Here is an 11,531-nt window from a genome sequence, read left to right on the forward strand (position 1 = left end):
CATGCCGGCGTTGCGCCGCCTGCTCGCGCTCGTCGCGCTGCTGCTCGTGTTCGCGGGCGGCAGCGCGTGGGCGGACCCGACCTTTCCGAAGTTCACCGGGCTCGTCGTCGACGACGCCAACGTCCTGCCGCCCGACGTCGAAGCCGGCCTGACGCGCAAGCTGGAAGCGTTGCAGAAGGACACCAGGCGCCAGCTGGTCGTCGCGACGATCGGCGACATGCAGGGCTATCCGCTCGAGGAATACGGCTATCGGCTAGGTCGCGCGTGGGGCGTCGGTCTCAAGGACGTGAACAACGGCGCGATCCTGTTCATCGCTCCCAACAACCCGCCCGGCCAGCGCGGGCCTCGCCTCGAAGTGGGTAGAGGGCTCGAACCCGTTCTTACTGACGCGCTGTCGAGCACGATCATCAACCAGCGTATGGTCCCGCTGCTCAAGCAGGGCCAGATCGCCCAGGCGATGGAGGCGGGCACCGACGCGATCGTCGAGCAGCTGCGCGCTTCTCCCGACGAGGCCAAGGCGCGAACCGACGCCGCGATCGCCGAGTTCGATCGCCAGCACGCCCGACGCGGCGGCAGCGGCGGCGGCTTCCCCATCGCCCTCGTTTTCGGCGGCATGGTCCTCCTCTTCGTCCTCCTGTCCTTCGCCCGACGTGGCCAGGGCCGGCGCTACCACGACGACAGCGGCATCGGCTCGGTCGTGCTATGGAGCATTGCCAACGAGATCGCGCGCAACGCCGGCAACAGCCGTAGCAGCGGCTGGGGCGGCGGCGGATTCGGAGGCGGCGACGGCGGCAGCAGCGGCGGTTGGGGCGGCGGTGGCTTCACCGGCGGCGGTGGCGGCGATTTCGGGGGCGGCGGCGCCTCGGGGGACTGGTGATGCGGCTGACGGCGGAGGATCACGACCTCGTCACCCGCGCGGTGACGGCGGCGGAGGAGCAGACCGATGGCGAGATCGTCACCGTCGTCGCGCGCCAGTCCGACGCCTATCACGACGTCGCGCTTCACTGGGCGGTGACCGCGATGGTGCTGGTCATCGCGCTGCTCGCCGCCTTTCCCGTCGCGATCGATCATCTCCACGGCCTGTTCGATCCCTGGGGCACCCCCGCCAGCCAGCGCGATGCGCTGACCATCGCGCTGATCCTGGGCGGTGCGGCGTTCCTGATCGTGCGACTGGTCCTGCGCCCCGGCCCGCTGCGCTTCGCGCTGACGCCGGGCGCGACCAAGCAGCGCCGCGTGCGGGCGAAGGCGCTCGCGCTGTTCCGCACCGCCGCCGAGCAGCGCACCGTCGCCGCCACCGGCGTGCTGCTGTACGTGTCGCTGGGCGAACATCGCGCCGAATTGATCGCCGACGCCGCGATCCACGGCCGCGTCGACGAGCGCGAATGGGGGGCGGCGATGGCCGCGCTGATCGCCGAGATCAAGCAACGCCGCCCCGGCCACGGCATGGCGGAAGCGGTGCGGCTGATCGGTGGCGTCCTCGCCCAACACTTCCCGCGGTCGGAGGGTGACATCAACGAGCTGCCGGATCGGCTGATCGAGCTATGAGCGACAGGACGGTCGTCTGGGAAGGTCGCTTCTTGACCGCGGTCACCGAGGGACCGTGGGAATATGCGGAGCGCAAGCGCGATATCGGCGCCGCGGTGATCGTCGCGGTCGACGCCGATCGCCACCTGCTGCTCGTCGAGCAATATCGCATTCCGGTCGGCAAGGTCTGCCTCGAACTGCCCGCCGGCCTCGTCGGCGACGACAGCGAGGGCGAGGCCGTCACCGACGCCGCCCGCCGCGAGCTTGAAGAGGAAACCGGCTATCACGCTGCGTCGGTCGAGGAATATGGCGAATTCTACTCGTCGCCGGGGATGACGTCGGAACGCTTCACCATCGTCGTCGCCACCGGGCTGACGCGAATCGGCGATGGCGGCGGCGAGGAGAATGAGGACATCACCGTGCGGCGCGTGCCGCTGGACGACGCCCCCGCCTTTATTGCCGAGCGCCGCCGTGGGGGGCTTGGGATCGACGCGAAACTGCTACTGATCCTGGGCAGCGGGCTGCTGGCGGACCTCTAACAACCCCCACGTCATCCTGACGAAAGTCAGGATCTCCCGCGGCGGCGCGGAAAGGCTTCAACAACGGTGAGATCCTGACTGTCGTCAGGATGACGCTGGCGGGCACGTGCCCCCCTCCTCACCGATTATCATTCACCCATTCATGGTCGACAATGATGATCGACCGCACCGGCCGGCCATAGGCATCGCGCGACGGGTCGTAGCGAAAGCGCTGAGTAATCAACCGGCACGTCTGCGCGTCGAGCTCGGGATAGCCGCTCGATTCGACCACACGGCACCCCGTCACCCGGCCGTCGACCTCTACCGCGTAGCGCACTGTCACCGTGCCGCCGATCCCCGATTCCGCCGCCTCCGCCGGAAAGTCCGAATCCTTCAGCCGGCCCTTGATCCGCCGCGGCGGCGTCTCGTCGCCCATGCCGCCGTCGCCATCGCCCGATCCCCCGGCGCCGAAGCCGTTGCCAATCCCGCCCGCGCCCTGCCCCGGCCCGGGGGTCGCTGCCGCCCCCGCCGTGGGCGCCGTGCCAGTACGGGCGACGGGTGCCGCCACGACGGGCTGCGGCGGGGGTGGCAGCACGACGACCGGCTTGGGCGCGACGACCTCGGTCGGGTTCGCCCGCAGCGCCGGGGGCGCCGCCTCGCCCTGCGGACGCTTGCTCGCTTTTGGCACCGGCACGACGCGATGTGGCTCGGGCGGATCGGCGGGCAACAGTTGCAGCACGACCAGCGCCTCGCGCGCCGCGGGCACGACATTCACCGCCAGCCCCGCGATCAGCGCCCAGCCCAGCAGCGCAGTGATCGCCGCGCTCGCCAGCGCCACGCCCGCTCGTTCGCGCGGAGGAAGTCCGATCGTCGTCGCCATGACGCGAATGTAAGACCACAGCCCGCGTTAACGAGGGCTGATGACAAGCCTTAGATCCAGCGCCAGATTCCCGCCGCCCATCCCGCCAGCGGGCCATGCGCCCAGGTCGCGGCGAGCCAGATGAGAACGCCGCCCGCCCAGTCGTGCGGCCGAAAGCCGCCAAGCCGCGTCCGCCCCGCCGTTACCGCCGCAAAAGGCCAGAAGCTCGTCTGCGCCTCCCACGCCCGCCAGCGCTCGGGCTCCAGCGCCTCCTTCTTGCGGTCCTGCAAGGCGGCGCCCGCCAGCGCGAGGACGATGATCGATCCCGCCAGCACGACATTGGCGAGAAGCGGATAGACCGCGATGTGGCACAGCCCCCACAGCGCGAACGCCCACATCATCGGATGCCGCGTGATCGCGAACACGCCCCGCGCCGCCGGCACCGGCTTCGCCGCGCCGCCGGGGTCGGGCAGCGCCGGGTTGCCGATCAGCGACCCCATCAGCAGCACGCTCGCGATCAGCATCACGGCGGTCACCACCGCCCACAGCCCGTCGCCGACCGGCCACCACGGCGCCGTCGCGGGGGCGCCGCGATAGGCCGCCGCCATCCAGCCCAGCGTCGCGAACGCCACCAGCGAATAGAGGCCCAGGAACCCGCGCTCGCCGAACCGCGCGACCAGCGGCGCCCTGAGTGGATGGGACAGCAGGAAATGCGTGCCCACGAAGGCGATGCACGCGGCGATCAGCTGTCCCATCGGCTCACATCCTAAGGCTTGCGCTCTCCACGCGTGTCGAGCCCCACCGACGCCGGCTCGACGTTCAGCGGATCGCCGGCGAGGACGTGGTCGCTGTCGCCCAGCGTATCGAGGTGCATCAGCTTCGCGACGAACGGCGCCACCGCCAGCACGACGACGCCGACGCCGATCGCGAACCAGCCGATTCGGGCATAGACCTCGAGCACCTGCTCGGCGCCCGCGCCCTCGCCACCGGTCGCCTGCGCGATCAACCCGGCGATGAAATTGCCCGCCGCCGTCGCCAGGAACCACGTGCCCATCATCAGCCCGGTCATGCTCTTCACCGACAACCGCGTCATCGACGACAGCCCGATCGGCGAGAAGCACAGCTCGGCCGCCGAGTGGAACAGATAGAGCAGGATGACGAAGATCGCCGGGGTCAGCCCCTGGCTCGGCGCGCCGAGGATCAGCGCGAAGAAGCCGGCGCCGACCAGGATCAGGCCGATGCCGAACTTGAACGGCGCCGACGGCTCGAGCTTGCGGCGGCCGAGCTTCACCCAGATCGCGCCGAAGACGGGCGCCAGCGTGATGATGAAGGCCGGGTTGACCGACTGGAACACCGAGGCGGGGATCGCGAAGCCCAGGATCGTGCGGTCGACCGCCTGGTCGGTGTAGAGCGTCAGCGACGAGCCCGTCTGCTCGAACAGCGCCCAGAACAACGGGCACAGCATGATCAGGAACAGCGCCGCGAACAGCCGGTCGCGCTCCTGCCGGGGCAGCTTGGTGACGGCGGTGACGATGATGCCGCCGACTGTGACGACCGCGGCCGCGATCAACAGCAGGCCGACCAGCCCCTGCTGGCCGACGAGATACCACGAGGCGAAGACGGCGAGTATCGCGCCGACGTAGATCAGCCATTCGTTGCTGATCCCGATCGGCGATCGGCGCCGCAACGCACCCGCCACCGGCGGCTCGCCGACCCCGGCCAGCTCGCGCCGGAACGACAGGAACGCGACCAGCCCCAGCGCCATGCCGATCCCGGCGGCTCCGAAGCCCCAGCCCCAGCCGACCGTCTCGCCCAGGATGCCGACGATGATCGGCCCGACGAAGGCGCCGGTGTTGATCCCCATGTAGAAGATCGAGAAGGCGCCGTCGCGGCGGATGTCGTCGCGCGGGTAGAGCGCGCCGACCAGCACCGAGATATTGCCCTTTAGGAAGCCGGTGCCGACGATCACGAACGCCAGCGCCAGGTAGAAGCCGAGCAGCGCCGACCCCTGCTGCCCCTGCGGCCCCTCGACCACCGCGATCAGCAAATGGCCGATGGTGATGAAGATGCCGCCCGCCAGCACCGCCTTGCGCGCGCCGAGCAGCCGGTCGGCCAGCAATCCGCCCAGGATCGGGGTGATGTACACCATCGAGGTATAGGCGCCGTAGATCGCATAGGCCGGCTGTTCCGCCAGCAGGAAGTGCTTGGTCAGGTACAGCACCAGGATCGCGCGCATGCCGTAGAAGGAAAAGCGCTCCCAAAGCTCGACGAAGAACAGCAGGAACAGGCCCCGCGGATGCCCCAGCCACGTCGGCCGCACGCTTGCGCCCGCTACGCCATCGACCATTCGCTACGCTCCCTCACACCCACGCTCGTCGCGGCGCCAATTAGTTACAAGGGACACTAGCGGCTGAACGAGTCCTGTAAATCCTCCCCTGCGCGGGGAGGATTGGGTAAAAGGCGCCATGCTCAACGATCCCACCTCTGCGCTGTCGCTTCTCGCCACCCGCCGATCGGGCAAGCCGCGCGACCTCGTCGCCCCCGGCCCCGACGCCGCGCAGCTTGATTCGATCCTGTCGATCGCGGCGCGCACCCCCGACCATGGCAAGCTCGCGCCCTGGCGCTTCGTCGTCGTGCCGGCGACCCGCCGCGGCGCGCTCGCCGACGTCATCACCCGCGCCTATCGCGCCGAACGACCGCAGGCGTCGGCGACCGAGATCGCCTCGCTCGAGCAATTCGCGCGCCAGGCGCCGACGCTGGTCGTCGTCCTGTCGTCCCCCCGCGACAGCCATATCCCGCGCTGGGAGCAGGAATTGTCCGCCGGCGCCGCGACGATGAACCTGCTCCACGCCGCCCATGCTCACGGCTTCGCCGCGGGCTGGCTGACCGGCTGGCCCGCCTTTTCCGACACTGTCCGCAATGCGTTCGGTACCGCGGCGGAGCGGATCGTCGGCTTCGTCTTCATCGGCACGCCGTCGCGCGACCTCGACGAACGTCCGCGCCCGGACATGGCACGGATCGTCTCAACCTGGGGCGGCACGGGACTCGACGGACGCGCGGATTAGTGTATTAAACGAGCATGACAGCGCTCAGCAACGAGGATAGCCCCGTCTACATCCGCCTTCGCGCGACGATTGCGGCCGGGATCCTGCGCGGCGACTATCGCGCGGGCGACCAGCTCCCCTCGGTACGCGCCTTCGCCGCGGAGAACGGCGCCAACCCGCTGACCGTCGCCAAGGCCTATCAAAGCTTCCAGGACGATGGCTATGTCGAGGTGCGCCGCGGCGTCGGCATGTTCGTCCTGCCCGGTGCCGCCGAGCGGCTCCGCCTCGCCGAGCGCGACAATTTCGTGAAGAACCAGTGGCCACGCATCCGCGGCTACATCGACCTGCTCGGCCTCGACGCCGCGGACCTGCTCCAGCGCGAGAACGCCTGAAATCCTCCCCCGCTAGGGGGAGGTGGCAGCGAAGCTGACGGAGGGGGCGGCAAGCGGCGCATCATCAAGAGAGCGGGCATTCCTCCCCCTCCGAGCCGCTGCGCGGCCCACCCCCCCCTGGCGGGGTAGGATTCGCGCCCATCGCATCGTAGACTCCCGGCCATCCTCGTGCCTTGCCTCGCCCGCGCCCCTGCCCCATAGGTTCGGCATGGATACGCCGATCGAGACGCTGACGTTCGAAGACGCGCTGAAGGAACTCGAACGCATCGTCGCCCGGCTGGAAAGCGGCGAGGCGACGCTCGACGAGTCGATCCAGCTTTACGAACGCGGCGATCGCCTGCGCCAGCGCTGCGCCGACCGGCTCGATGCCGCCCAGGCGCGGATCGAGGCGATCCGCCTGGATGCCGATGGCCGACCCGCGGGCACGCGCCCCTTCGCCGCTGCCTGATATGGCGGGATCATTGCTCGACGGCGCGCTCGCCGAGGTCGCCGCCGATGTCGACGCGCGCTTCGACGCGTGGCTCACGATCCCGGACGACGCGCGGGCCGATCTCTACCGGGCGATGCGCCATGCCGCGATCGGCGGCGGCAAGCGGCTGCGCCCACTGCTGACCCGCGCCACCGCCGACCTGTTCGCGGTCGATCGCGACTGCTCGGGCCGCGTCGGTACCGCGATCGAGGCGATCCACGTCTATTCGTTGATCCACGACGACCTGCCGGCGATGGACGACGACGCCATGCGCCGCGGCAAGCCGACCGTCCACATCGCCTTCGACGAGGCGACCGCGATTCTGGCGGGCGACTGCCTCCATGCGCTGGGGTTCGAGGTGCTCGCCGATCCCGCCACCCATCCCGATCCTTTCGTCCGCGCCGAGCTGGTCCTCGACCTCGCCCGCGCCGCCGGCCCCACCGGCATGGCGGGCGGCCAGATGATGGATCTGGAGGCGGAGCGCAGCCGCTTCGACCTCGCCACCGTCACCCGGCTCCAGCAGATGAAGACCGGTGCGCTGATCACCGCCGCGGTCGAGGCGGGCGCGATCCTCGGCCGCGTCGCGCCCGAAGGCCGCGTTGGCCTGCGCGGCTATGCGCACGACCTCGGCCTCGCGTTCCAGATCGCCGACGACCTGCTCGACGCCGAGGGCGACGAGGAGCTGGCGGGCAAGAAGCTGCGCAAGGACGAGGTGGCGGGCAAGGAGACGTTCCTGTCGCTGCTCGGCGTCGAGCCGGCGCGCCAGCGCTGTGCGATGCTCGTCGACCAGGCGATCGAGCACCTGCGCCATTACGGCGCTGAGGCGGACCTGCTGCGCGCCATCGCCCGCTACGTCGTGGAGCGCGACCATTGACCCGGATCGGCGTCTACCCCGGCACCTTCGATCCGGTGACGCTCGGCCACATGGACATCATCCGTCGCGGCGCCAAGCTGGTCGATCGGCTGGTGATCGGCGTGACGACCAATCCCTCCAAGTCGCCGATGTTCGACCTCGACGAGCGGATGGCGATGGTCCGTCGCGAGGTCGAGGGGATCGGCGGCGAGATCCACGTCGTCAGCTTCGATTCGCTGCTGATGGACTTCGCCGAACGGGAAGGCGCGAAGGTCATCGTCCGGGGCCTACGCGCGGTCGCCGACTTCGAGTACGAATATCAGATGGCCGGCATGAACCAGCAAATCAATCCGCGGGTCGAGACGGTGTTCCTGATGGCCGACGTCGCGCTGCAACCGATCGCCAGCCGCCTGGTCAAGGAAATCGCGCTGTTCGGCGGCGAGATCGGCAAGTTCGTGACCCCAGCGGTGCGCGAGGATGTGGTCGGTCGCGTCAAGGCGATGAAGGCGGGTTGACCTCAATTCCATTGCACGCGCCTCTCAACCCGTTCGCCCTGAGGAGAGACTGAGCGAAGTCGAAGCCTCGTCTCGAAGGGCAGGTCCCAGGCAGGTGCTTCGAGACGGCGCTTCGACTTCGCTCAGCGCCTCCTCAGCACGAACGGTTGGGGTGGATGATGTCACGCACCTCATCGAACCCGCCCGCCACCGCCTGCACCCCGATCGCGCGCAACCGATCGGCATGCCCCACCCCGCAGTGCCGCCCGGCGCACAGCCCGATCACATAGCCGCCCGACGCCACCGCCCCGGTCGCCCCCACCGGCGAATCCTCGATGATCGCGCAATCCTCGATCGCCACCCCCAGCTTGGCCGCGGCATGGAGGTACAAGTCGGGCGCCGGCTTACCGTTCGCCACATCCTCGCGCCCCGAATAGATATGGTCGCCAAAGGCATCGGCCAGGCCGATATGCGCCAGATGCCGGCGGATCCAGCGCTTGCCCGACGACGACACGATCGCCTTGGGCAGCGCGGCCGGCAACGAGCGGACGAACGCCACCGCGCCCGCAACCTCGCCGACGCCCTCGGCCATCACCCGGTCGTCCTCGACCCGGCGCGCCGCATGGAAACTGTCGGGGATCGGACCGCCGATGAACGCTTCGATCCGCGACAGGAAATCCTTGCCCGAATAGCCCATGAACCGCGCCATGCTCTCGGTCGGGTCGATCGGATGCCCGGCCTCGGTCAGCCAATGGGCGAGGTGCAGGTTGCCGGCATATTCGCTTTCGACCAGCACCCCGTCGAAGTCGAACAGGATCGCCGCGAACCTCATGCGCGCGGCCCGAACAGCGCGCTGCCGACGCGCACATGGGTGGCGCCGATCGTCACCGCGGTCTCGTAATCCGCCGACATCCCCATGCTCAGCCCTGCCAGCCCCTGCTCGCGTGCCAGCTTCGCCAGCAGCGCGAAATAGGGCGCGGGGGCGAGATCGGCGGGCGGCAGGCACATCAGACCGACCACCGGCAGCCCCGCGTCACGCGCCGCCGCCAGCAGCGCCGGCAGCTCGGCGATCGCGCAGCCGCCCTTCTGCTCCTCGTCACCGATGTTGATCTGGACGAAGCAATCGGGCCGCCGCCCCGCCTTTTCCATCGCCCGGGCGAGCGCGGTGACTAGCGACGGCCGGTCGACGACATGGATGACGTCGAACAGTGCCACCGCCTCATCGGCCTTGTTCGACTGGAGCTGGCCGATCAGGTGAAGCGTCACATCGGGATAGGCCTCGCGAAGCGCCGGCCACTTCGCCGCCGCCTCCTGGACGCGGTTCTCGCCGAAGTCGCGCTGCCCGGCGGCGAGCAGCGGCTCGATCGCTTCGGGCGGCTGCGTCTTCGACACGGCGATCAGCGTCACGTCGCCACGTTGGCGTCCGGCTAGGCGCGCCGCGCGCGTGATCGAAGAGTCGATGGCGGAAAGGGTGCTGGCAGTCATCGCGCCCGCTATAGCGAGGCGATGCGCGTGGTGAACCCTTGGCTGATGACCGACGAGCGGCTCGGCCCTGCGCTGCTCGACGCGGTGCGCCGGGTGCCGCCCGGTGGCGGCGTCGTCTTCCGCCATTATGCCACACCCGAACGCGAGCGGCGCAGGCTGTTCCTCGCCGTCCGTCGCATCGCCCGGGCGCGGCGGCTGCACGTCACCGTCGTCGGCGCCATGCCGGGTGCGACGGGTCGCCACAACGGCCCGCGCCCGCTCACCGCCGCCGCGCATGATCGCCGCGAAGCGATGCGCGCCGTCCACCTTGGTGCGCAGTTCCTGTTCGTCTCGCCGGTCTTCCCGACCCGCTCGCATCCCGGCGCCCCCGCCCTCGGCGTCATGGCCGCGGCACGAATCGCCAGGGGGCTGGACGGTCGGGCCATCGCGCTCGGCGGCATGGACGCGCGCCGGTTCCGGCGGATCGCACGGCTGGGATTCGACGGGTGGGCGGCGATCGACGCCTTCGCCCCACGTCAGAAGCGGAAGGCGGTGCCCAGATAGACGGCCTGGCTGTCGCGACGCATCGTGTCGAGGTTGGTCAGCCGCTCGCGATCCGACCGATAGCGCAAGCCCGCGGTCACATCGAGATTGCGGGTCAGCGAATAGCTGCTCGACAGGTCGACCGAATAGCTCGACGGCGGCTCGATCAGCTTGCTCGCGCCCTCGAGCGGGCGATCGGCGGTCGCAGCGAGTCGGCTCGACGCGCGGCCAGCATTGTATGTGACGGCGACGTCAGCCGCCTCACGCCCGCCCGGCAGGCTGGCGGTATCGATGCGAGTCGCATTGCCGGCGACCGCGAAGCGCTTCCAGCCAACCGAGACGCCCAGGTTATAGGCGATCGGCGCGATGCCGACGGTCGGGGCCTGTGCCTGGGCACGCGACGCGCCCAACGCCGCGATCGCGCTGCGGTTCGACCGGGCGCGGACCGCCACCGTCACCGCGCGGCGATCGCTGCGCAGGTCGGCGGGGGTAAACTGGAACGAGTCGGGATCGATCCCGCTGCGGGCGAACACCGCGGCCAGACGCGGATCGGCCGCAGCCGGCGTGAAGGTGCCGTTGAAGCGGGGGGCGTTGCCGGCGGGTGCGGCGGCGACGCGACGTGCGCGGGTCTGCTCGGTCGCGCCGAACGCGGGCGCGACGAGCGTGCCGGCTACCGCCAGCGCTCCCACGACAATCCCGACAGTGGCACGTGCACCGATCAACGTTAGTCCCCTCGACTCTCGCTCAACGCGCCTACCATGATTCGGCGTCACGTCGACACCGACACCGCTGTCATGGCGCACGCTTTCTCTTCAAGTGTTGCAATCAGCACACAGCTTGTCCGGCATATGGGATCAAGCGCCATGCTTGCGAGGCGTGTGGTGCCCGAGTAGAGGCGGAGACTGCCTCTTCTTGCAGGACGTTCCCATGACCCGCCCGTCGCGTATCGCCCTCCTGGTCGCCGTTGTCGCTTTGCCGCTTGCCGCTTGCGGTGGTGGCCGGAGCGGGCTCGGCAAGACCGACCTCGCCGCGTCCAAGGTGACGACGATCGGCGTCAACAGCTATCTGTGGCGTGCCAGCCTCGACACGCTGTCGTTCATGCCGCTGCTGCAGACCGATTCCAACGGCGGCGTCATCGTCACCGACTGGTACGTCAATCCGCAGGTTCCGACCGAGCGGATGAAGGTGACCGTCTCGATCCTCGACCAGGACCTGCGCGCCGATGCGGTTCGCGTCGCGGCGCTGCGCCAGGTCAACCAGGGCGGCCAGTGGGTCGCCGCGCCGGTCCAGGCGGCGACGACGCAGAAGCTGGAAGACATCATCCTCACCAAGGCGCGCGACCTGCGCCGCGCCTCGATCGCCGGATAAGCA

The 11,531-nt window shown here is 69.7% G+C and carries 16 protein-coding genes; 10 read left to right on the top strand and 6 right to left on the bottom strand.

The window, feature by feature from the left end:
- Position 1 precedes the first annotated feature (1 nt).
- Genes GGQ80_RS02005 through GGQ80_RS02015 form a run of 3 tightly spaced genes read left to right on the top strand, consistent with a single transcriptional unit; the run spans position 2 to position 2,063 of the window.
- The gene (locus GGQ80_RS02005; protein WP_183982046.1) at positions 2-877 is read left to right on the top strand and encodes a TPM domain-containing protein; all 876 of its coding nucleotides are present in this window, start codon (positions 2-4) and stop codon (positions 875-877) included.
- A complete protein-coding gene (locus GGQ80_RS02010; RefSeq protein WP_183982048.1) occupies positions 877-1,545 on the top strand; it encodes a TPM domain-containing protein in 669 nt (222 codons plus the stop codon). Before GGQ80_RS02005 ends, GGQ80_RS02010 begins: the two co-directional genes overlap by 1 nt.
- Positions 1,542-2,063 (top strand): NUDIX hydrolase, encoded by a 522-nt coding sequence (locus GGQ80_RS02015; RefSeq protein WP_183982050.1) that lies wholly within the window; start codon positions 1,542-1,544, stop codon positions 2,061-2,063. Before GGQ80_RS02010 ends, GGQ80_RS02015 begins: the two co-directional genes overlap by 4 nt.
- Before the next feature lie 118 nt (positions 2,064-2,181).
- Here GGQ80_RS02015 and GGQ80_RS02020 read toward each other — a convergent pair whose 3' ends face one another.
- The 3 genes from GGQ80_RS02020 to GGQ80_RS02030 all read right to left on the bottom strand — a co-directional run bounded on the left by GGQ80_RS02020 (position 2,182) and on the right by GGQ80_RS02030 (position 5,248).
- A complete protein-coding gene (locus tag GGQ80_RS02020) occupies positions 2,182-2,880 on the bottom strand; it encodes an energy transducer TonB (RefSeq protein WP_343050756.1) in 699 nt (232 codons plus the stop codon).
- 92 nt (positions 2,881-2,972) lie between these two features.
- Entirely contained in the window at positions 2,973-3,656 is a 684-nt protein-coding gene (locus tag GGQ80_RS02025; protein ID WP_183982054.1) for an NnrU family protein, read from the bottom strand.
- An 11-nt stretch (positions 3,657-3,667) separates the two neighbouring features.
- Positions 3,668-5,248, bottom strand: coding sequence for a peptide MFS transporter (locus tag GGQ80_RS02030; protein ID WP_183982056.1), 1,581 nt, complete (start codon positions 5,246-5,248; stop codon positions 3,668-3,670).
- 118 nt (positions 5,249-5,366) lie between these two features.
- Here GGQ80_RS02030 and GGQ80_RS02035 point away from each other — a divergent pair, with 118 nt between their 5' ends.
- The 5 genes from GGQ80_RS02035 to coaD all read left to right on the top strand — a co-directional run bounded on the left by GGQ80_RS02035 (position 5,367) and on the right by coaD (position 8,174).
- The gene (locus tag GGQ80_RS02035) at positions 5,367-5,966 is read left to right on the top strand and encodes a nitroreductase family protein (RefSeq protein WP_183982058.1); all 600 of its coding nucleotides are present in this window, start codon (positions 5,367-5,369) and stop codon (positions 5,964-5,966) included.
- Between the two features lie 14 nt (positions 5,967-5,980).
- Positions 5,981-6,337: a GntR family transcriptional regulator gene (locus GGQ80_RS02040; RefSeq protein ID WP_183982060.1), complete on the top strand. Its 357-nt coding sequence runs from the start codon at positions 5,981-5,983 to the stop codon at positions 6,335-6,337.
- Positions 6,338-6,545: 208 nt separating this feature from the next.
- Positions 6,546-6,785 carry an exodeoxyribonuclease VII small subunit gene (locus tag GGQ80_RS02045; RefSeq protein WP_183982061.1) on the top strand — a complete coding sequence of 80 codons (240 nt, stop codon included), beginning with the start codon at positions 6,546-6,548 and terminating at the stop codon, positions 6,783-6,785.
- Complete coding sequence (locus GGQ80_RS02050) at positions 6,745-7,680, top strand: polyprenyl synthetase family protein (protein WP_425506008.1); 936 nt, start codon at positions 6,745-6,747, stop codon at positions 7,678-7,680. Before GGQ80_RS02045 ends, GGQ80_RS02050 begins: the two co-directional genes overlap by 41 nt.
- Complete coding sequence (gene coaD, locus GGQ80_RS02055) at positions 7,677-8,174, top strand: pantetheine-phosphate adenylyltransferase (RefSeq protein ID WP_183982065.1); 498 nt, start codon at positions 7,677-7,679, stop codon at positions 8,172-8,174. The genes GGQ80_RS02050 and coaD overlap by 4 nt, the downstream gene beginning before the upstream one ends.
- A gap of 133 nt (positions 8,175-8,307) precedes the next feature.
- Here the strand turns inward: coaD and GGQ80_RS02060 are convergent, their stop codons facing one another.
- Together GGQ80_RS02060 and GGQ80_RS02065 are read right to left on the bottom strand one after the other, a co-directional pair.
- Positions 8,308-8,985 (bottom strand): HAD family hydrolase, encoded by a 678-nt coding sequence (locus GGQ80_RS02060; protein WP_183982067.1) that lies wholly within the window; start codon positions 8,983-8,985, stop codon positions 8,308-8,310.
- Positions 8,982-9,638: a YggS family pyridoxal phosphate-dependent enzyme gene (locus GGQ80_RS02065; protein ID WP_183982069.1), complete on the bottom strand. Its 657-nt coding sequence runs from the start codon at positions 9,636-9,638 to the stop codon at positions 8,982-8,984. The genes GGQ80_RS02060 and GGQ80_RS02065 overlap by 4 nt, the downstream gene beginning before the upstream one ends.
- Positions 9,639-9,659: 21 nt before the next feature.
- Between GGQ80_RS02065 and GGQ80_RS02070 the strand changes: the two genes are divergently transcribed.
- Complete coding sequence (locus tag GGQ80_RS02070; protein WP_246346783.1) at positions 9,660-10,181, top strand: thiamine phosphate synthase; 522 nt, start codon at positions 9,660-9,662, stop codon at positions 10,179-10,181.
- Here the strand turns inward: GGQ80_RS02070 and GGQ80_RS02075 are convergent.
- Entirely contained in the window at positions 10,154-10,882 is a 729-nt protein-coding gene (locus GGQ80_RS02075) for a hypothetical protein (RefSeq protein ID WP_221364123.1), read from the bottom strand. The two genes, GGQ80_RS02070 and GGQ80_RS02075, sit on opposite strands and share 28 nt — an antisense overlap.
- A gap of 205 nt (positions 10,883-11,087) precedes the next feature.
- Between GGQ80_RS02075 and GGQ80_RS02080 the strand changes: the two genes are divergently transcribed.
- Positions 11,088-11,528 carry a DUF3576 domain-containing protein gene (locus GGQ80_RS02080; protein WP_183982071.1) on the top strand — a complete coding sequence of 147 codons (441 nt, stop codon included), beginning with the start codon at positions 11,088-11,090 and terminating at the stop codon, positions 11,526-11,528.
- Positions 11,529-11,531: the final 3 nt, after the last annotated feature.

Source organism: Sphingomonas jinjuensis (genome assembly GCF_014197105.1).
Classification (GTDB): domain Bacteria; phylum Pseudomonadota; class Alphaproteobacteria; order Sphingomonadales; family Sphingomonadaceae; genus Sphingomonas; species Sphingomonas jinjuensis.

Excerpts from the sequence above, each read along its gene's own strand:
- GGQ80_RS02045 (WP_183982061.1), top strand. The coding sequence starts at position 6,546 with ATGGATACGCCGATCGAGACGCTGACGTTCGAAGACGCGCTGAAGGAA.
- GGQ80_RS02060 (WP_183982067.1), bottom strand. The coding sequence starts at position 8,985 with ATGAGGTTCGCGGCGATCCTGTTCGACTTCGACGGGGTGCTGGTCGAA.
- GGQ80_RS02065 (WP_183982069.1), bottom strand. The coding sequence starts at position 9,638 with ATGACTGCCAGCACCCTTTCCGCCATCGACTCTTCGATCACGCGCGCG.
- GGQ80_RS02025 (WP_183982054.1), bottom strand. The coding sequence starts at position 3,656 with ATGGGACAGCTGATCGCCGCGTGCATCGCCTTCGTGGGCACGCATTTC.
- GGQ80_RS02040 (WP_183982060.1), top strand. The coding sequence starts at position 5,981 with ATGACAGCGCTCAGCAACGAGGATAGCCCCGTCTACATCCGCCTTCGC.
- GGQ80_RS02005 (WP_183982046.1), top strand. The coding sequence starts at position 2 with ATGCCGGCGTTGCGCCGCCTGCTCGCGCTCGTCGCGCTGCTGCTCGTG.
- GGQ80_RS02070 (WP_246346783.1), top strand. The coding sequence starts at position 9,660 with ATGCGCGTGGTGAACCCTTGGCTGATGACCGACGAGCGGCTCGGCCCT.
- GGQ80_RS02035 (WP_183982058.1), top strand. The coding sequence starts at position 5,367 with ATGCTCAACGATCCCACCTCTGCGCTGTCGCTTCTCGCCACCCGCCGA.
- GGQ80_RS02015 (WP_183982050.1), top strand. The coding sequence starts at position 1,542 with ATGAGCGACAGGACGGTCGTCTGGGAAGGTCGCTTCTTGACCGCGGTC.
- GGQ80_RS02010 (WP_183982048.1), top strand. The coding sequence starts at position 877 with ATGCGGCTGACGGCGGAGGATCACGACCTCGTCACCCGCGCGGTGACG.
- GGQ80_RS02080 (WP_183982071.1), top strand. The coding sequence starts at position 11,088 with ATGACCCGCCCGTCGCGTATCGCCCTCCTGGTCGCCGTTGTCGCTTTG.
- GGQ80_RS02030 (WP_183982056.1), bottom strand. The coding sequence starts at position 5,248 with ATGGTCGATGGCGTAGCGGGCGCAAGCGTGCGGCCGACGTGGCTGGGG.
- GGQ80_RS02050 (WP_425506008.1), top strand. The coding sequence starts at position 6,745 with ATGGCCGACCCGCGGGCACGCGCCCCTTCGCCGCTGCCTGATATGGCG.